Source organism: Nocardiopsis dassonvillei subsp. dassonvillei DSM 43111, assembly GCF_000092985.1.
Lineage (GTDB): Bacteria > Actinomycetota > Actinomycetes > Streptosporangiales > Streptosporangiaceae > Nocardiopsis > Nocardiopsis dassonvillei.
Genome location: NC_014210.1, coordinates 3,543,969 through 3,562,988, shown reverse-complemented (window position 1 = coordinate 3,562,988; position 19,020 = coordinate 3,543,969). Strand labels below are relative to the sequence as shown.

Sequence of the window (19,020 nt, the reverse complement as noted above, 5' to 3'; positions counted from 1 at the left end):
CGCCGCCGGACCCGGCGGTCAGCCCGGCCGACGGGGAAGCGAGAGGAACGGAGGTCACCGGATGCTGGTGGTCAACCTGACGCCGCATGTGGTGACAGTCGTGGACGAGAGGTCGCGCGTCATCCGGCGCTGGCCCGGATCCACCCGGCCGGCCCGGGTGGAGGCCGTCCGCGTCCCCGTGGGCCTGGAGGTCGCCGGGGTCCCGCTGGTGGCCGAGGAGCGCACCCGGGCCGACCTCCCCGAACCGCAGGAGGGCGTGTGGTTCATCGTCTCCTCCGTGGTCGTCTCCGCGCACCCCGAACGCCGTGACCTGCTGGTCCCCTCCGACCTCGTGCGCGACGGCAGCGGCGTGGTCACCGCCTGCCGGTCCTTCGTCGTCAGCGGCGCCCTGGGGCGGCTCGGCCTCCGCCCCCGGGACGCGGAGGCGGTCCCCTGACGACGTGCGCCCGCGCTCGCCGCGCCCCGCCCCCGTTCGCCCGGAACGGGGTGACGCGAAGGGTCCCGGCGGCCGGGCCGGCCGGGGAACGGCATCCGGACCGGACGCGGGCGCTGGAGAAACGGGGTCCCACCGCATAGCGTGGTCCTCCGACGCCCCCTCCCGGAAAACAGGACGCCGTGGACAGCCCCCGTGCCGCCGTCGTGCTCGTCGGACAGAACCCCACCCCCGCGCTGCTGTCCTCGCTCACCCTGCGCGCCGACCACCTGGCCCTGGTCGCCAGCGACGGGACCCGACCGCTGGCACGGCGCGTCGCCGCCGCCGTGGAGCGCCTGGCCTCCCCCGAGTCGGTGAGCGTGGTGAGCGTGGGGCCCGACCCGCACGACTTCGGTCCGGTCACCGACACCCTGGCCGCCCTGCACCGCGCCAACGGCGGCGAACCCTGGTACCTGGACTACACCGGCGGCACCAAGGTGATGAGCGTGGCCGCGGCCCTGCTGCACGAGCGGGTCCTCCCACCGGACCGGCACCCCGGCTCCCGCCGCTGGCGCCACTACCTGGACGCGGTCCGCGACCGGCTGCGCACCGCCGACGGCTCCCATCCGGGGCGTCCCCTGGTCAGCGACGGCGTCGACCTGCGCACCCTCGCCGGAATCCACGGCGCCCACTGGCTGGAGGACCGCGACCCCGAACCCGTGCGCCTCTTCGTCCAGGGCGGACGCCAGGCCCTCCAGGCGCGCTTTCCCGACCTGGCCCCGGCCGTGCGGCGCGGCGTCGTCGCCGAGGGCCGCGTCCTGTCCCACCTGCTGCGCCACACGCGCCGCCGGTCCGACACCGAGGTCGTCGGGGCTCGCCAGGTCGCCGACCCCCGTCACCCCGGGGGTTCGGTCGCCGACTTCGACGCCGTCCTGCGCCACCGCCACCGCGTGCTGTGCGTGGAGGCCAAGACCCGCCCCGAGGACGTCGTCGCCCGGGCCGGGTGGACGGTGGCCAAGGCCCGCCGGGTCTTCGGCACCGCGGTCCAGGTGCTGTTCGTCCACTCCGGGCCCGCGGTCCCGGGGCTGCGCGAACGCGTCACCGCCTACAACCCCGCCCTGACCGCCCGCAGCGTGCACGTGTGGAGCCTGGAGGACCTGCTGTCCCGGCTGACGTCGTTCGAGGACATCCGCGGGGCGTTCTTCCCGGGCATGGCCTCCTCCGACACGAACGGATCCCCGGCTCCCGGCCCCCGCCCCGCGCCGCCGGAGGCCCCCGGGCCCCCGCCGCCCGGGTGCCACCCCGGACCGAAGGACGGACCCGTCCTGGTCACCTCCCTGGGCGGCAGCCGCCTGGGCACCCTCACCGCGGTGCACGCCCACCGGCCGGCCCGCACCCTGGTCCTGCCCTCCAGGCAGAGCGTGCGCGACCGGATGCGCGAGTCCGCCGCCCGGACCCTGTACGCCGTCGAGCACCCCGGAGCCCCCTCCGCCGACGCCGCCCTGCTCAGGGAGGCCGGGTACCGCGACCGGGTCCGCTTCACCCCCGACCCCGTGGACGGCTCCGACGCCGACGCGGTCGCCGCCGTCGCCCAGGGCTGGATCGTCCGCGAACAGGGGGCCGACCCGCCGCCCCCGGTCGTCGCCGACATCACGACCGGCACCAAGGCGATGAGCCTGGGACTGGCCCTGGCCGCCCGCCGCACGGGCGCCTGCGCCACCTACCAGCTGGCGCGCAGGCGGACCGTGGTCTGCCTGACCCACGGCGAACTGCCCCTGCGGGGCCGCGCCAGCGTCGACTGGCACCTGGTCCTGCCCGGGTACACGCCGCTGCCCGGCACCGGAGCGGGGGACGGGGACGGCTCCCTGACCGGCAACGCCTGCCGCGCGGCCCGCACCCAGGTGGACACCGTCCTGCTCGACGCCGCCCGCGCCGCCCTCGTGCGCGCGGCCAGCGGTCCGGTCCGGGTGTGGATGGACGCCTCCCTCACCGACCCCGAGGAGTGCCTGACCGCGCAGGAGCGGCCCAGCCTGGTGCTCACCTTCGACGACCGCGCGGTGGGCCTGACCGCGCCCGGCTGGCGGCGGCGCCGCGACCCCGGCGGGGAGGCGCGCGAGGTGGGCCGGGGCGCGTGGGCGCAGAGCGTGTTCGCCGCCACCGCCCACCTCGGCACCCGCTGCGACGTGGCGGGAACGGTGGTCGCCCTGACCCGGCCGGGAGGCGACGTCAGCCGCGCGGTCGAACTCGTGGACTGGATCGCCCACGCCGACCCGTCACCGCAGGGCGGGGCCGGGCGGATCGCGTTCGGCGACCCCCTGCGCCCCCTCGTGGCCATCGCCTCCCCCGACGACCTGCCCGCGCTGCTCGACACCGACGTCAGCCTGCTCTGACCCGCCGGCGCCGCCCCGGGCGCTCGGCCTGACCGTCTTTTTGCACGTCGGCGGACCCGTCCCGGAGGTTGCGGGCACCCTCGCCGGGCAGGATGGGAGGGCAGGCGGGCCGGGACGCGTGAACGGAGTCGGCGGTGCGGTGCGGGGTGGGTGCCCCCGGGTTCGGTGGGCTCATGGCGGTGGTGCTGGCCGCCGCCTGCTCTCCTCCCGCCGACGACCCCTTCCTCGGCCAGGACGTGGCCTGGCGGCCCTGTCACGAGAACGGGCGGACCACCGAACCCTCCGACCACGACACCGAACCCTCCGAGCGGCGGGCCACACCCACCACGCGCGCCATCGGCCCCGCCGACCGCGGATCCGACACGGAGTGGCTGGAGAGCCTGGAGTGCGGCACGGTCACGGTCCCCCTGGACCACGACGAGCCCGGCGGCAGGACCCTCGACATCGCCCTGGTCCGCGCGCCCGCCAGCGGCCCGCCGCAGGAGCGCCTGGGCTCCCTGGTCGTCAACCCGGGCGGCCCCGGCGCCTCCGGGGTCCGGGCCCTGGACACGCCCCTGTTCGGCGACGACGTCCGCGCCGCCTTCGACCTCGTCTCCTTCGACCCGCGCGGCGTCGGGGACAGCGGCGGCTTCGCCTGCGGGGACCGGTACGCCCTGGTCGAGGCGCGCCAGGGCGTGGCCGGTACCGACCCCGGCGACCTGGACGCCGTCGAGCTCCAACCCCTGGAGGACGCCGCCCGCAGGTACGCCGGGGCCTGCGCGCAGACCGTGGGGGAGGAGTTCCTGACCCGCCTCGGCACCGTCCACGTCGCCCGTGACCTCGACATCGTCCGCGACGCCCTGGGCGAGGAACGGCTGAGCTTCGTCGGCCACTCCTACGGCGCCCACCTGGGCGCCCTCTACGCCCACCTGTACCCCGACCGCGTCCGGGCGGCGGTCCTGGACGGCGCCGCGGCGCCCGGCACCTCCAACGCGCGGGCCGCCGTCGAGCAGGTCGCCGCCCTCCAGGGCACCTGGAACGCGTTCGTGGCCCACTGCGCCCGCGACGCGGCCTGCCCGTTCGCCGGAGCGGACCGCGCCCCCGGCTCCGGCGGAGCCGGAACCCTCAGCGAGGCCGACGTCCGGGCGGCCGCGCTCCTGCGCGGCCTCGACCGCGTCCCCGCCGAGGCCGAGGGGATCCCGGTGGACGGGCGCGCGCTGACGGCCATGGTGGTCATGGAGCTGTACCGCGAGGACGGCTGGGACCTGCTCGCCGACCTGTTCACCGCCCTCGCCGGGGACGACGCCGAGGGGACCGCGCTCCACCTCGGGCGGCTCCACGACCGCACCTTCGGCGCGTACGCGCGGGCCGGCTCCGACGAGGCCGTACCGGGAACGGAGCACCAGGACCCGGGCGCGGTGTTCACCGCCGTGAACTGCGCGGACCGCGCCGACCCGGCGACCGTGGAGGCCTACCGCGACGCCGCCGACGAGGCGGCCGACCTCGCCCCGCTCTTCGGCCCCGACCCGGTGTGGGACCACCTGCCCTGCGCGTACTGGCCCGAGACGGGGGAGGCCCCCGCGGCGACCGCGCCGGACGCGCCCCCGATCGTGGTCGTGGGCGCCGTCGGAGACCCCGCCACCCCCTACGCCTGGGCCGAGGACCTGGCCGAACGGATGGAGAGCGCCACCCTGGTCACCTACGACGGGGCGGGGCACACCGTCTACGGCACGGGCCGCAGCCCGTGCGTGGACGAGGCGGTGGACGCCTACCTGCTCACCGGCGAGGTCCCCGAACCCGGGCTCACCTGCCCCGGCACACTCGACTGAGGCCCTCGGCCCCGGGCCCACCTGCCCGCCGACCGACACCCGAGCCCGTCCACGAGGCCCGGCGCGTACACTCCAGTCATGGCCGATACGCGCGAGGTGGAGCAGGGTCCGTTCCGGACCGCCCCCGTCCCGGGCTCGGCCGCCGCGGCCCTTCCGACCGTCAGCCTGTCGACCTCCGTCCCCCCGGCGACGCCCCGCACCGGCCTCACGGCCCTGCACGGCCACGGTTAGCGACCTCTCCACGTAGTTCCGGCCGCCCCGGAGGCGGTCGCGCCCGCGACCTCCCGCGCCCCGCGGCTCGTCACCCTCCGCGCGCACCGCGCGCCTGCCCGCCTCCGTCCGAGCCCATGGCGGGCTGGACCGGGGGTTTCCCAGTCCCGCACCACTCTCCACGCCAGCCGGCCCCGTCGGCTGCGCCCGCTGGTGCGGCCGTGCCCACGGCACCGGCCGCACCACTCCCGAAGGGACCTCCCGTGAAGCTGAGCGAACTGCTGTACGGCCACGACCACCAGGTACTGCACGGAGACCAGGACACACCGATCACCTCGGGGCCGTGCCTGGACGCCGACCGCGTGACCCCCGGTTCGCTCTACGTCGCTCTGCCGGGACACCGCGCGGGCGGTCCCGAGGCACTCGGGGAGGCGCTCGCACGCGGGGCCGCCGCCGTGCTCGTCGAGGGGCCGGACCCGGCCGGACACCGGCCGGCGGACACCGGCGCGTGCGTGGTCCGGGTACCGGACGCGCGGATCGCGACGGCACTCGTCTCGGCGCGCTACCACGGCGAACCGGGACGCGCCATGGACGTGGTCGCCGTCACCGGCACCAACGGCAAGACGTCGGTGTCGTCCATGTACGAGTCGCTGCTGACGCTCTCCGAGGGGGCCCGGGTGGGGGTCATCGGAACCTCCGGGGCCCGGGTCGGCGGCGCCCCCATCCCCATGCCGAGATCCGTGCTGAGCACACCGGAGTCACCGGACCTCCAGTACCTGCTGGCGTGTATGCGCGACCGGGGCGGCGACAGCGTCGTGCTGGAGGCGACGTCGATGGGACTGCTGAACCACAGGGTGGACGGCTCCTTCGTCGACGTCGGGGTCTTCACCAACCTGACCCAGGACCACCTGGACGACCACGGCACGATGGAGAGCTACACCAGGGCGAAGATGCTCCTGTTCCAGGGCATGTGCCGACGCGCCGTGGTCAACGCCGACGACCCCGTGGGCGCCGCGATCCCGGCCCTGATGCCCGGCGCCGTGACCACCTACGCCGTCGACGCGGACGCGGACTACCGGGCGACCGACCTGGTCGTCGACTCTTCGGGAACGCGGTTCGTCCTGCACCACGACGGCCGCAAGTACCCGGCGGCGATCCCCGTCCCGGGCCGGTTCTCGGTGTCCAACGCGCTGGCCGCGGTGGCGGCCTGCCACGTCCTGGGCCACGACCTGGACGCACTGGTGGACGCCCTCGACCGGATGCCGCAGATCCCGGGCCGGTTCGAGCACTTCGGTACACCCGAGGGGGTCTCCGTCATCGTGGACTACGCCCACTCGCCCGACTCGCTGGACAAGGTCCTGTGCACGATCCGCGGATTCGCCCCGCGACGGGTGCTCACCGTCTTCGGCTGCGGCGGCGACCGGGACACCACCAAGCGCGCCCGGATGGGCGAGATCGCGGCCACCTACTCCGACCTGTGCGTCCTCACCTCGGACAACCCCCGCTACGAGGACCCGGAGGCGATCATGGACCAGGTCGCCCCGGGCATCGAGGCGGTCGGCACACCCTTCGCACGGGTCGGCGACCGGCGCGGGGCCATCGCCCTCGCGCTGTCCTCGGCCGAACCGGGCGACGTCGTCCTGGTCGCGGGCAAGGGCAGCGAGACCCACCAGAGCGTCGGCGGCGACCTCGTTCCCTTCGACGACATGACGGTCGTGCGCGGCCTCGCCCGCGCCTGAGACCGCTCCCCTCCCGCGCGGACATCCGGGAGGGGACGCCGCCCGGCGGGGGAGTGGGAGCCGCACGCACGACCGCCCCGGCCGGATCCGGCCGGGGCGGTCGTCGATACCGAGACGGGCTACAGCTTCGAGGCCGCCGCCTCGTCCACCCAGAACACGGTCCGCTCCGCGCCGCGCGCACCGGCCACGGGGGCCTCGTCCACGCTGCCCCCGGCCAGGCCCAGCCGCACGGCCTCGGCCTTGCCCTCTCCCGAGGCCAGCACCCACACCTCGCGGGCCGTCCGGATCGACGGCAGCGTCAGGGTGATCCGCCGCGGCGGGGGCTTGGGCGAGTCGTGCACCGCGGCCACCGACGCCTCGTCCTCGCGCACCCCCGGCAGACCCGGGAAGAGCGAGGCCACGTGCGCGTCCGGGCCCACGCCCAGCAGGCACACGTCGAACACGGGCACCGGTCCCCGTGCCCGCGCGGCCACCGCCAGCTCCCGGCCGTAGCGGGTGGCGGCGTGCTCGACGTGGTCGCCGTCCAGCCCGTCGGAGGCGGGCATCGGGTGCACGTTGTGCGCGGGCACCGGAACCGCGTCGATCAGCGCCGCGCACGCCTGGGTCTCGTTGCGCTCGGGGTCCTTGTCCGGCAGGAAGCGCTCGTCACCCCACCACAGGTGCACGTGCGACCAGCCGATCCCGGCCTCCAGGGCGTGGTCGCGCACCGCCTCCAGCGTGCGGATGCCGATCCCGCCTCCGGTCAGCACCAGGTGGAAGTCGCGCTTGTCCGCCTCGGCCTGGACGATCATGTTCACCAGCTTCAACGCGACGCTGTCGGCCAGCGCCCCCGCGTCGGAGTGGCGGACGATCTCCGGTTCGCTCATCCTCGTGCTCCGCTTCCGGACAGCAGCGGCTCCAGGTGCCGGGCCGCGCTCTCGTAGATCTCGTCGGGGTCCAGACGGCGCAGCTCCTCGGCCAGGGCCCCGGAGGCGGCGCGCCGCGACAGGGCCACCGTCTGGTCGGGCTGGCCGAACCGCGACAGCGTGGCCACCCGGCCGTCCACCCGGGAGATCGTGATGTCCCCCTGGTCGGTGGTCAGGCGGACCTCGGTCAGGCCGGGGCCGTGCGAGGTCTCGCGGGACACCGGCACGTCCAGCCGGTCCGACAGCCACGCGGCCAGCAGTTCGGCGCTCGGGTAGTGCGACTCGGCCGTCACACTGGCCGAGGTCACCCACCCGCAGGGCTGGTCCATGGCGCTGGCCAGCAGCGAGCGCCACGGCGTCAGCCGGGTCCAGGTCAGGTCGGTGTCGCCCGGGCTGTAGTGGGACACCCGCTCCAGCAGGTCGCTCACCGGGTCCGGTGCGCGCAGCGCGTCGGTGATCCGGCGCTGGGCCAGGCGTCCGATCGGATCGGCGGCCGGGTTGGCCGGGCCCACGCCCGGCCACCACACCACCACCGGCGCCTCGGGCACCAGCAGCGGGGTGACCACCGAGTCGGCGTGCTCGCCCAGCGGCCCGTACAGCCGCAGCAGCACCGCCTCGCCGGGCCCCGAGGTGCCCGGGCGGCGGATCTCGGCGTCGATGGCCGGTTCGGCGTCGGGGTCGCGCCGCACCAGCGCCACCACGCGCGAGGGGTGCTCGCGGCCCGCCTCGGTCGCGGCGCGCACCGCGTCGTAGTGGTCGGCCTCGTCGGTGACGATGACCAGGGTCAGGACCATGTTCATGGCACCGCCGCCCACGCTGAGCCGCTCGGCCATGAGCGCCTCGGTGATCTGCGAGGTCGTGGTGCGCGGCAGGTAGAGCGTCATCGGTTCCTCCCGGCGGGGTCGTGGCTGTTCACGGGCGCCGCCACTGGCGCCCGTCCCTGGAGAGCAGCTGCTCGGCCGACTCCGGGCCCCAGGTGCCCGAGCCGTACTGCTCGGGCTGGCCCGCCTTCGACCAGTACTCCTCGACCGGGTCCAGGATCCGCCAGGACAGCTCGACCTCCTCCTGGCGCGGGAACAGCGGCGGGTCGCCGATGAGCACGTCCAGGATGAGCCGCTCGTAGGCCTCGGGGCTGGCCTCGGTGAAGGACTGCCCGTAGGCGAAGTCCATGCTCACGTCGCGGACCTCCATGCTGGCCCCGGGCACCTTGGAGCCGAAGCGCAGCGTCACGCCCTCGTCCGGCTGGATGCGCAGCACCAGGGCGTTCTGCCCCACTTCGCTGACGTCGGTGCGCGGGAACAGCTGCTGCGGGGCGGCCTGGAACACCAGCGCCACCTCCGTCACCCTGCGGCCCAGCCGCTTGCCGGTGCGCAGGTAGAAGGGCACGCCCGACCAGCGCCGGGTGTCCACCGACAGCTTCAGCGCCGCGTAGGTCTCGGTCACCGAGTCGGAGGGGATGCCCTCCTCCTCCAGGTAGCCGCGCACCGCCGCGCCGCCCTGCCAGCCCGCCGCGTACTGGCCGCGCGCGGTGCCCGTGGACAGGTCCTCGGGCAGCGACACCGACGCCAGCACCTTCTCCTTCTCCGCGCGCAGCGCGTCCGCGCTGTAGGAGATGGGCTCCTCCATCGCCACCAGGGCCAGCAGCTGGAGGAGGTGGTTCTGGATGACGTCGCGGGCCGCGCCGATCCCGTCGTAGTAGCCCGCCCGGCCGCCCACGCCGATGTCCTCGGCCATGGTGATCTGCACGTGGTCCACGTAGCTGCGGTTCCACAGGGGCTCGAAGAGGGTGTTGGCGAAGCGCAGGGCCAGGATGTTCTGGACCGTCTCCTTGCCCAGGTAGTGGTCGATGCGGAACACCGACGAGGGCGGGAACACGTCGTCCACCACCGCGTTGAGGTCCCGGGCGCTCTCCAGGTCGTGGCCGAAGGGCTTCTCGATCACCACCCGCCGCCACGGCCGGATCCCGCCCTCCGAGACCTGGTCCTCCTCGGGTTCGGCCAGGCCGCTCCGCTTGAGCTGCTTGACCACGGTGGGGAACAGCTTGGGCGGCAGCGACAGGTAGAACGCGTAGTTGCCGCCGGTGCCGCGCTCGGTGTCCAGGGTGCGCACGCACTCGGCCAGGCGGTCGAACGCGTCGTCGTCGTGCAGCTCGCCCTGGACGAACCGGACGCCCTCGCTGAGCTGGCGCCACACGTCCTCGCGGAACGGGGTGCGCGCGTGCTCGCGCACCGCCTGGTAGGCCTCGTCGGCGAAGTCCTGGTCCTCCCAGTCCCGGCGGGCGAACCCCACCAGGCCGAAGCCCGGCGGCAGCAGCCCCCGGTTGGCCAGGTCGTAGATGGCCGGCAGGAGCTTCTTGCGGGCCAGGTCGCCCGTGACGCCGAAGAGCACCAGCACGCTGGGTCCGGCGATACGGGGCAGTCTGCGGTCCAGGGCGTTGCGGAGCGGGTTGGGTACCGCTCCCGGCATCACCGGTTCTTTCAAGTTCCCGTCTTTCCTGTCGAGAGTGGCCGGTGGGAGGCTGGGCGCCGCCCCCGCCGGGGGCAGGCGGGTGGGGACGGGCGGAAAGGGCGCGGCCGTCCCGTCGCCGGGACGGCCGCGCGGTTCAGGACAGCTTGTCGAGCTTGGCCGAGAGCGCGCTCAGCAGGCTCTCCCAGGACTTGACGAACTTGTCCACGCCCTCGTCCTCCAGCACGGCGAACACGTCGGTCAGGTTGATCCCGGCGTTCTCCAGCGCGGCGAAGTCGGCGCGGGCCTGCTCGTAGGTGCCCAGCACGGTGTTGCCGGTGATCTCGCCGTGGTCGGCGGTGGCCTCCAGCGTGGCCTCCGGCATCGTGTTGACGGTGTCGCGCGCCACCAGCTGCGCGACGTAGAGGGTGTCCTCGTAGGAGGGGTCCTTCACGCCGGTGGAGGCCCACAGCGGCCGCTGCGGCGTGGCGCCGTGCTCCTCCAGGGCCTTCCACTCGGGGGAGGCGAAGACCTCCTGGTGGGCCTCGTAGGCCAGGCGGGCGTTGGCCAGGGCGGCGCGGCCCAGCAGGGACAGCGCCTCGTCGGTGCCGATCTCCTTCAGGCGCTTGTCCACCTCGGTGTCCACGCGGCTGACGAAGAACGAGGCCACCGACTGGATGCGGGACAGGTCGTGGCCGTTGGCGCGGGCCAGCTCCATCCCCTCCAGGAAGGCGTCCATCACCTGGCGGTAGCGCTCCAGGGAGAAGATCAGCGTGACGTTGACGCTGATGCCCTCGCCCAGCACCCGCGTGATCGCGGGCAGGCCCGCGGCCGTGGCCGGGATCTTGACCATCAGGTTGGGCCGGTCCACCATCCACCACAGCGCCTTGGCCTCGGCGGCCGTGCGCTCGGTGTCGTTGGCCAGGCGCGGGTCCACCTCCAGGGAGACGCGCCCGTCCACGCGGTCGGTGGAGTCGTAGACCGGGCGCAGGGTGTCCGCGGCCCAGCGGATGTCGTAGGTGGTGATCATGCGCACCGCCTCCTCCACCGTCACGCCCCGCACGGCCAGCTCGTGGACCTGCTGGTCGTAGGCGTCGCCCTCGGCGAGCGCCTTGTCGAAGATGGTGGGGTTGGAGGTGACGCCGACCACGTGGCGGGTCGACATCAGCTCGGCCAGGTTGCCGGAGCGCAGCCGCTCACGGCTGATGTCGTCGATCCAGACGGACACGCCCGCCTGGGAGAGGTCGCGGAGTGCGTTGCTCATGGGTTCTTCCGCCTTCCTGGGGGGCGGAGCGCCGCCCCCGGTCACACACGTCAAAGGAGGACGGGCCCCGCCGGGATCCTCCGGCGGGGCCCGCCGGGGTCAGCTGCCGGCCCTGGCGATGCTCTTGCGGGCCGCCTCGACGACCGCCTCGGTCGTGAAGCCGAACTTCTCGTACAGGACCTGGTAGGGGGCGGAGGCGCCGTAGTGCTCCAGGCTCACCGACTCGCCGGCGTCGCCGACGTACTCGCGCCAGCCCAGGGCGATCCCGGCCTCCACCGACACGCGGGCGCGCACGGAGGAGGGCAGCACCTGCTCGCGGTACTCCTCGCTCTGGCGCTCGAACCACTCCACGCACGTCATGGACACCACGCGGGTGGGCGTGCCCGCCTCCTGGAGCGCCTTGCGGGCGTCCAGGGCGATCTGCACCTCGCTGCCGGTGGCCATGATGATGACCTCGGGGGAGCCCCCGTCGGCCTCGGCCAGCACGTAGCCGCCCTTGACCGCGCCCTCGGCCGAGGCGTACTCCTCGCGGTCCAGGACGGGCAGGTTCTGGCGGGTCAGCGCCAGCGCGGACGGGCGGTCGCCCCGCTCGATCACCTCGCGCCACACCACGGCGGTCTCGTTGGCGTCGGCGGGGCGGATCACGTCCAGGCCGTAGATGGCGCGCAGCGCCCACAGGTGCTCGACCGGCTGGTGGGTGGGGCCGTCCTCGCCCAGGCCGATGGAGTCGTGCGTCCACACGTAGGTGACCGGCAGCTGCATGATCGCGGCCAGCCGGACCGCGGGGCGCATGTAGTCGCTGAAGACGAGGAAGGTGCCGCCGTAGGGCCGGGTCGGGCCGTGCAGGGCCATGCCGTTGAGGATGGAGCCCATGCCGTGCTCGCGCACGCCGAAGTGCAGGACGCGCCCGTAGGGGCTGCCCGGGAACATCTCGCTGGCGCGGTCGAAGGGCAGGAAGGACGGCTCGCCCTTGGGCGTGGTGTTGTTGGACCCGGCCAGGTCGGCCGAGCCGCCCCACAGCTCGGGCAGCAGCGGCGCCAGGGCCGAGAGCACCTCGCCGCTGGCCTTGCGGGTGGCCATCCCCTTCTCGCTGGCCTCGAAGGTCGGCAGGGCCTTCTCCCAGCCCTCGGGCAGCCGCTTCTCGACCAGGCGGTCGAACAGTTCGGCGTGCTCCCCGGCGCTCTCGTGCCAGGCCCTGAACTCCACCTCCCAGGCGGCGCGGGCCTCGCGGCCCCGGTCCACGGCGCGGCGGGTGTGCTCGATCACCGCGTCCTCGACGGCGAAGGGCTCGTCGGGCAGGCCGAGGATCGCCTTGGTGGCGGAGATCTCGTCGGCGCCGATGGCCGCGCCGTGGATGGCGCCGGTGTTCTGCTTGTTGGGCGCGGGCCAGCCGATGACGGTGCGCAGGCGGATGAAGGTCGGGCGCTGGGTCTCGGCCTTGCCGCGCACGATCGCCTGGAACAGGGCCTCGACGTCCTCGACGTACTCGCCGGTGGCGCTCCAGTCGACCTCCTCCACGTGCCAGCCGTAGGCGCGGTAGCGCTCGGCCACGTCCTCGGAGTGCGCGATGCGGGTGTCGTCCTCGATGGAGATCCGGTTGTCGTCCCAGATCATGATGAGGTTGCCCAGTTGCTGGGTCCCGGCCAGGGCGCTGGCCTCGTGGCTCACGCCCTCCTGGACGTCGCCGTCGGAGCAGAACGCGTAGATGTGGTGGTCGAAGGGGCTGGCGCCCGGGCCGGCCTCGGGGTTGAACAGGCCGCGCTCGCGGCGGGCGGCCATGGCCATGCCGACCGCGTTGCCCACGCCCTGGCCCAGCGGACCGGTGGTGGTCTCCACCCCCGGCGTGTGGCTGAACTCGGGGTGGCCGGGCGTGCGGCTGCCCCACTGGCGCAGGTTCTTGAGGTCGTCCAGTTCGAGCCCGTACCCGGCGAGGTAGAGCTGGATGTACAGGGTGAGGCTGGAGTGGCCGATCGACAGCACGAAGCGGTCCCGGCCCGTCCACTCGGGGTCCGAGGGGTCGTGGCGCATGATCTTCTGGAAGAGCAGGTAGGCGGCTGGCGCCAGGCTCATCGCGGTGCCGGGGTGTCCGTTACCCGACTTCTCGACCGCGTCCATCGCCAGGGCCCGGACCGTGTTGACGGCGCGGAGGTCGAGGTCCGACCACTCCAGGGTTTGCGGGGTGTGGGCGTTCACGGACTTTCGTTCTCCTTCTCGGGCACCCCCCGCGCCCGTCGGCCGGAGCGCGGGGTGTGTCGGTTGCGTTCGTTCTCGAACCGCCGCCGGGACCCGGGCGGCCCGCCGTGCGGGCGGGGCCGAGCACTGCGGGAACGCGCACCCGCGGCTGTTCAGGGCGCGGACGCGGCGTCCCCGGGCGACGGCCGCCGCGGGCTGGAGACCACGACGGATTCGGCCACGATCGAGCCTATCGTCCGCTACCCGGGATGTCGTTGCCCGACACCTCTCATTACCGACCGGTAGGGGTGCGGGGAGCGCCTCCCGGGCGGCCGTCGGCGGCGCGTGCCGCCGACCGCGCGCCGCGGGGCGGGGGCCGCGGGCGGTGCGTGGCGGGCTGGAAGCGCGTCGGAGCCTGTGCGACCCTTCAGTACACCCGGCGGACCACCGTACGCACCCAGGCCCGAGGACCAGCGGTTTTCCTTGTGAGGGGGCTGGTCTCAGGCGCGCGCGAGGAAGTACTACAGTATGTCGTTGACGGGGTTTCCGCCGATCCAGACGCTTTGTCGGTCCGCCGGCCCCCGCGTGGCGAGCAGTGTCGAAACCCCTAGAGTTGTCGAGGTATCCGCGTGTCTGAAACCGAGCCGGTGGCCCCCGGGGGGACGCGAGAGAACCGTCCGGCCGTGAGGACCGGGTACTGATGGCCCTCACCAACCGCGCCCCGCGGACGAACCCGCACGGCGACCAGCCCCAGGCCCCCCGCAGGGCCTCGCTGGGCGCCCACGTCCGCGCCTACGTCGCCCTTTCCAAGCCGCGCGTCATCGAGCTGCTGCTCATCACCACCATCCCGGTGATGTTCGTCGCGGCCGGGGGCGTGCCGCCGCTGTGGACCGCGGTCGCCACCCTGGTGTTCGGCACCATGTCGGCGGCCAGCGCGAACGCGATGAACTGCTACATCGACCGCGACATCGACCGTGAGATGCGTCGCACCCGCCAGCGCCCCGGCGCGATGGACCTGGTCACCCCGCGCGGAGCCCTCGTCTACGGCCTGGTGCTGGCCGTCGGCTCCACCGTCGGGTTCGCCCTGCTGGTGAACGTGCTCTCGGCCGTGCTGTCGGTCTTCGCGATCCTGTTCTACATCTTCGTGTACACGCTGCTGCTCAAGCGGCGCACCGCGCAGAACGTGGTGTGGGGCGGCATCGCCGGGTGCATGCCGGTGCTCATCGGCTGGGCCGCGGTGACCAACAGCCTTGACTGGGCCCCGTTCGTCCTGTTCCTGGTGGTGTTCTTCTGGACGCCGCCGCACACCTGGACGCTGGCCATGCGCTACAAGGAGGACTACGCGCAGGCCAAGGTGCCGATGCTGCCCGTGGTCGCCACCGACCGCCGGGTGCTGCTGGAGTGCGTGCTCTACAGCTGGGCCACCGCGATCGTGTCGGTGCTGTTCTGGCCGGTGGCGGGCACCACCTGGTTCTACGGCGCGGTCGCCGTCGCCCTGGGCGCGCTGCTGGTCGTCCAGGCGCACCGCCTGCTCAACCGCTCCCGCGCGGGCGTGACCGGCGCGCAGCTCAAGACGATGGGCTTCTTCCACCTGTCCAACGCCTACCTGGCGCTGCTGTTCGTGGCGGTCACCGTCGACCCCCTGATCGCGGGCCTCCTGGGCTGAGGCCGCCCGCGCCCGCGGGCGGTGTCCCGTCCGGGAGCCGCCCACGGGCGCCCTGGCCGTCACCGGTCGGGGCCCGCGCGGCCCTCCCGGCGGTCGGCCGGGGGCGAAAGCCGTGGTCGGCCCGGTTCCCGCTACGATCGGTGCCCATGCCCCGTCTCGACAGCAAGGCCATCCTCCAGGGCCGACGCTCGCGCTACTCGATGACCCTCATCCTGGGCACCACCGTCAGCGTGGTCTGCATGATCGGGATGCTGGTCTACCTGTGGCTGCTCGCCCTGGCCGGGGGAGCGGCCGCCGGGATCGACGGAGGGCTCGGCTTCGCCGTCAGCCTCGTCGCCGCGGTCATCCCCGTGTGCATCCTCGTGCCGCTCATCCTCATGCTCGACCGGATCGAGCCCGAGCCCGGATGGGTGCTGTTCTTCGCCTTCGCCTGGGGCGCGGGCGTGGCCGTGGTGGTCTCCCTGCTGCTCAACAGCTGGGGCCTGGCCCACGTCACGGTTCCGCTGTTCGGCCGCGACCTGGGCGACTTCCTGGGCACGGCGGCGGTGGCGCCGCTGGTGGAGGAGAGCGCCAAGGGCGTGGTGCTGCTCATCCTGCTCTGGCGGCGCCGCCACGAGCTGGACACCTTCACCGACGGGGTGATCTACGCGGGGATGGTCGCCACCGGCTTCGCCTTCACCGAGAACATCCTGTACTTCCTCAGCGCGTTCTTCGACGGGACCCTGGTGGCCACCTTCGCCATCCGGGGGCTGATCGCCCCGTTCGGGCACCCGGTCTACACCGCGATGATCGGCATCGGCGTGGCCTACGCCGCCATGCGCTCCGGGGCCCTGCGCCTGCTGGCCCCCGTCGCCGGGTGGGCCGCGGCGGTGCTGCTGCACGGCATGTGGAACGGGTCCACCTACTTCGGCTGGTCCGGCCTGGCCGTCGCCTACATGGTGCTCTTCGGCGTGCTCATGGCGGTCCTGGCGCTGGCCACCCGCGACCGCCACCGGCAGATCGGCGCGATCGCCCGGTACCTGCCGCCCTACGTCTCCACCGGCCTGGTCACCCCGTCCGACATCGCCATGCTCAGCTCACTGCAGGGGCGCCGCCGGGCCAGGGAGTGGGCGGCGCGCAACGCCGGCCGCAGGGGCCGCGAGGCGATGCGCGAGTACCAGCTCGCCGCCACCGAGCTCGCGCTGCTGCACCGCAGGCTGGACGCCGGGCTGCCCGCGCCCGACTGGAAGGTCCACCGGGACTCGTTCCTGGCGCTGATGCACGTGGCCCGGGACGCCTTCCTGGGGCGGATGCCCCAGCCGGTCGCCCCGGGCTGGGCGGAGAACCCCACCGACTCCGGCTTCCTGCGCCGGGCCGACTTCGCCCACGTCATCGCCCAGGCGCGGGCACAGCAGGACTACGTTCCCCGTCACGGTCAGCAGGGTCCTCGCTGAGCTCCTGACCCGGCGGGACCAGGCGCGTGGTGGAGAAGTACAGACGGGAGATCGCGACCCAGGTCAGGGCCGAGCCCAGGACGTGCAGGACCACCAGGGCCTCGGGCAGTTCCAGGGCGTACTGGGTGTAGCCCACGACGCCCTGGAGGACGACGGTGGCCAGCAGGAACACGCTGCTCATGCGGACCGGCCGCCGGGCGCCGCCGCGGAAGGCGATGACCGTGGCCAGCACGGCCCCGGCCGTGGTGAGCCAGGCCAGCGCGGAGTGCAGGCGGGTGACCGCCGCCAGGTCGAACCCCCAGCGGGGGGCCGCGGCGTCGCCGCCGTGCGGGCCGGTGCCGGTGACGACGGTCCCGGCGACCAGCAGGACGAAGCCGACCACGACCAGTCCGACGCTCAGGGCGTGCAGCATGGGCCCCGCGGACACCTGGGGCTTGCCCTCGGGCTCCTGGCAGCGCACGTACAGGGCGACCGTGATGAAGACCATCACCATGGACAGCAGGAAGTGCGCGGCCACCGAGGCGGGGTGCAGGTCGGTCCACACGGTGATGCCGCCGACCACGCCCTGGCCCAGGACGCCGAACGGCACGATGACGGCCAGCCGGACCAGGTCGGGGCGGCGCGGGCTCATCCGCATGACCGCGACGAAGGTGATGACGGCGACCGCCAGCACGACGAAGGTGAGCGTCCGGTTGCCGAACTCGATGGCCGCGTTGAGCGCGGCGTGCCCGGTGTCGATGGGCACGAAGCTCTCCGGCGTGCACTTGGGCCACTCCGAGCAGCCCAGGCCCGAGGAGGTGACGCGCACGGTGGCGCCGGTGACGGCGATTCCGGCGTTGACGACGATGTTGCCGAGCGCCCAGGCCCGCAGAGACCGCTGCGTGGGTGTCCAGATCGTGCGCGCGAGCAGCACCAGAGCGAGTACTCCCGCGGTCGCGACGGCGATCTGCCAGCCCCACAGGGGGAATCCGAGAAGGGAGATGTCCTCCGCCGCGAGCGGGGGGACCGAGTTCGCGGCCAGCACCGCGGAGGCCGGGGAATCAGACATACGACAGACTGTAGTACATGGTCGCGGGAACCTGAGTCCACCCCCCGCGCAGTCTCCCACCTGGGCCGACGCCGCCGTTCGGCACAGGGGGAGGGGGCGCCCACGCGTGGACGCCCCCTCCGCGGCGGCGGGATCCGTCCTCCCGATCGGCCCGATCCCGGGGCTCGTCGGTTCGGGAGGGCCCGCCTCCGATGGCCGGTCGGCGCGGTCCTAGCCGACGTGGTTGGAGATGCACTGGTTGAGCAGGTCCAGGTCCAGGTTGATCAGACCGAGAAAGCCCTGCTCCTGCACGCACGCCTGGTAGACGTCGGTGTCGTTCTCGCCCGCGGAGGCGGTCCCGAACCCCATGCCGAGCAGGCCGGCGGTGAACAGGGCGGTCATCATCATCTTGGCGGTGGTGCGCATGGCTTTCCCTTCGAGTGCGAGTGATCGTGCCGTTTGGCCGACCCACCAGGACAGATAACCATTTGTGTCTAATCAGAAACACGGAGTAGCGAAACTCCTGTCCGAGTCTTCCCGTACGGGCCGCCCCGACGGGCGCCTCGCGGACACGGCGGTCGCGGACCCCGCCCGCCTACCGCTCCTCGGGACCCCGCCGGGGCGGCCGGGCGGACGCGCCGTCGGACTCGGGGCCGTCCCCGCGGTCGCGGGCCGAGGTGCGGGTGGAACCCGCGCTGGCCACGATCACGCAGGCCACCGCGAACCACTGCCACACGGTCAGGAGTTCACCCAGCACCACCAGGCCCACCAGCGCCGCGGCGGCGGGCTGGAGGCTCATCAGCACCCCGAACACGCGCGGCGGCATCCGGCGCAGCGCGGTCAGCTCCAGCGTGTAGGGCACCACCGAGGACAGCACGCCGACCACCAGGCCGAACAGCAGCAGGCGCCAGTCCAGCAGGGCCGCGCCACCCTGGTACACCCCGACCGGCGCCATGACGACCACGCCGACCACGCTGGCGATCGCCAGGCCGGACGTGCCGCTGAACCGCTGGCCCGTCGACGCGCTGAGCAGGATGTAGCCCGCCCAGGCCACCGCCGCCAGCACGGCGAACAGGATGCCCAGCGGGTCCATCGAGCCCGACTCCAGCCCCAGCGCGACCACGCCCAGCCCGGCCAGGCCCGCCCACACCAGGTCGATCCGGCGACGCGACCCCAGGATGGCGATGGCCAGCGGCCCCAGGTACTCGATGGTGACCGCGATCCCCAGCGGGATGCGCGCGAAGGCCTGGTAGATGAGGAAGTTCATCATCGCCAGCGCGACGCCGTAGCCGACCACCACCAGCCAGTCGCCGCGCGAGCGCGCCCTGAGCACCGGCCGCGCCACCAGGACCAGGAGCACCGCCGAGGTCAGCAGCCGCAGCCACACGACCGCGGCCGGGGGCAGCACGTCGAAGAGGTTCTTGGCCACCCCGGCGCCGGTCTGCACCGAGACGATGCCGACCATCACCAGCCAGACCGGGGGCACCGCCTCCACCGCTCGGAGCGGGGAGAACGCTGCCTGGGGCCGGGACGGAGTGCTCATGGGAAG

The 19,020-nt window shown here is 73.8% G+C and carries 15 protein-coding genes; 7 read left to right on the top strand and 8 right to left on the bottom strand.

The genetic code is table 11. From position 1 onward, the window contains the following. Nucleotides 1–61 precede the first annotated feature (61 nt). The 5 genes from NDAS_RS14705 (at nucleotide 62) to NDAS_RS14690 (ending at nucleotide 6,559) form a co-directional block, all read left to right on the top strand. On the top strand, nucleotides 62–436 hold the full coding sequence (locus NDAS_RS14705) for a hypothetical protein (protein WP_013153999.1): 375 nt from the start codon (nucleotides 62–64) through the stop codon (nucleotides 434–436). 179 nt (nucleotides 437–615) lie between these two features. Next, nucleotides 616–2,802 (top strand): CRISPR-associated protein, encoded by a 2,187-nt coding sequence (locus tag NDAS_RS14700; RefSeq protein WP_013153998.1) that lies wholly within the window; start codon nucleotides 616–618, stop codon nucleotides 2,800–2,802. Nucleotides 2,803–2,975: 173 nt separating this feature from the next. Continuing rightward, nucleotides 2,976–4,610 (top strand): alpha/beta hydrolase, encoded by a 1,635-nt coding sequence (locus NDAS_RS14695; RefSeq protein ID WP_041553182.1) that lies wholly within the window; start codon nucleotides 2,976–2,978, stop codon nucleotides 4,608–4,610. 78 nt (nucleotides 4,611–4,688) lie between these two features. After that, nucleotides 4,689–4,841, top strand: a complete 153-nt coding sequence (locus NDAS_RS28920; protein ID WP_167539497.1) for a hypothetical protein — start codon at nucleotides 4,689–4,691, stop codon at nucleotides 4,839–4,841. A 242-nt stretch (nucleotides 4,842–5,083) separates the two neighbouring features. Continuing rightward, nucleotides 5,084–6,559: a UDP-N-acetylmuramoyl-L-alanyl-D-glutamate--2,6-diaminopimelate ligase gene (locus NDAS_RS14690; RefSeq protein WP_013153996.1), complete on the top strand. Its 1,476-nt coding sequence runs from the start codon at nucleotides 5,084–5,086 to the stop codon at nucleotides 6,557–6,559. Between the two features lie 119 nt (nucleotides 6,560–6,678). Here the strand turns inward: NDAS_RS14690 and pgl are convergent, their stop codons facing one another. From pgl to tkt, 5 genes are all read right to left on the bottom strand, one after another. Continuing rightward, complete coding sequence (pgl, locus tag NDAS_RS14685; protein WP_013153995.1) at nucleotides 6,679–7,425, bottom strand: 6-phosphogluconolactonase; 747 nt, start codon at nucleotides 7,423–7,425, stop codon at nucleotides 6,679–6,681. Next, a complete protein-coding gene (locus NDAS_RS14680; protein WP_013153994.1) occupies nucleotides 7,422–8,348 on the bottom strand; it encodes a glucose-6-phosphate dehydrogenase assembly protein OpcA in 927 nt (308 codons plus the stop codon). Before NDAS_RS14680 ends, pgl begins: the two co-directional genes overlap by 4 nt. Nucleotides 8,349–8,376: 28 nt before the next feature. After that, nucleotides 8,377–9,930 (bottom strand): glucose-6-phosphate dehydrogenase, encoded by a 1,554-nt coding sequence (gene zwf, locus NDAS_RS14675; protein ID WP_013153993.1) that lies wholly within the window; start codon nucleotides 9,928–9,930, stop codon nucleotides 8,377–8,379. Nucleotides 9,931–10,066: 136 nt separating this feature from the next. Further along, on the bottom strand, nucleotides 10,067–11,173 hold the full coding sequence (gene tal / locus NDAS_RS14670; RefSeq protein WP_013153992.1) for a transaldolase: 1,107 nt from the start codon (nucleotides 11,171–11,173) through the stop codon (nucleotides 10,067–10,069). A gap of 99 nt (nucleotides 11,174–11,272) precedes the next feature. Then, a complete protein-coding gene (gene tkt / locus NDAS_RS14665; protein ID WP_013153991.1) occupies nucleotides 11,273–13,366 on the bottom strand; it encodes a transketolase in 2,094 nt (697 codons plus the stop codon). 679 nt (nucleotides 13,367–14,045) lie between these two features. On the opposite strand from tkt, the gene NDAS_RS14660 reads away from it, so the two are divergent. Together NDAS_RS14660 and NDAS_RS14655 are read left to right on the top strand one after the other, a co-directional pair. Continuing rightward, nucleotides 14,046–15,011, top strand: coding sequence for a heme o synthase (locus tag NDAS_RS14660; protein WP_013153990.1), 966 nt, complete (start codon nucleotides 14,046–14,048; stop codon nucleotides 15,009–15,011). A gap of 146 nt (nucleotides 15,012–15,157) precedes the next feature. Continuing rightward, the gene (locus tag NDAS_RS14655; RefSeq protein WP_013153989.1) at nucleotides 15,158–16,444 is read left to right on the top strand and encodes a PrsW family intramembrane metalloprotease; all 1,287 of its coding nucleotides are present in this window, start codon (nucleotides 15,158–15,160) and stop codon (nucleotides 16,442–16,444) included. Here the strand turns inward: NDAS_RS14655 and NDAS_RS14650 are convergent. From NDAS_RS14650 to NDAS_RS14640, 3 genes are all read right to left on the bottom strand, one after another. Beyond that, nucleotides 16,380–17,492, bottom strand: a complete 1,113-nt coding sequence (locus NDAS_RS14650) for a COX15/CtaA family protein (protein ID WP_013153988.1) — start codon at nucleotides 17,490–17,492, stop codon at nucleotides 16,380–16,382. The two genes, NDAS_RS14655 and NDAS_RS14650, sit on opposite strands and share 65 nt — an antisense overlap. A 210-nt stretch (nucleotides 17,493–17,702) precedes the next feature. Further along, nucleotides 17,703–17,897: a hypothetical protein gene (locus NDAS_RS14645; protein WP_013153987.1), complete on the bottom strand. Its 195-nt coding sequence runs from the start codon at nucleotides 17,895–17,897 to the stop codon at nucleotides 17,703–17,705. 169 nt (nucleotides 17,898–18,066) lie between these two features. Further along, nucleotides 18,067–19,014, bottom strand: coding sequence for an EamA family transporter (locus NDAS_RS14640; RefSeq protein ID WP_013153986.1), 948 nt, complete (start codon nucleotides 19,012–19,014; stop codon nucleotides 18,067–18,069). Between the last annotated feature and the right edge of the window lie 6 nt (nucleotides 19,015–19,020).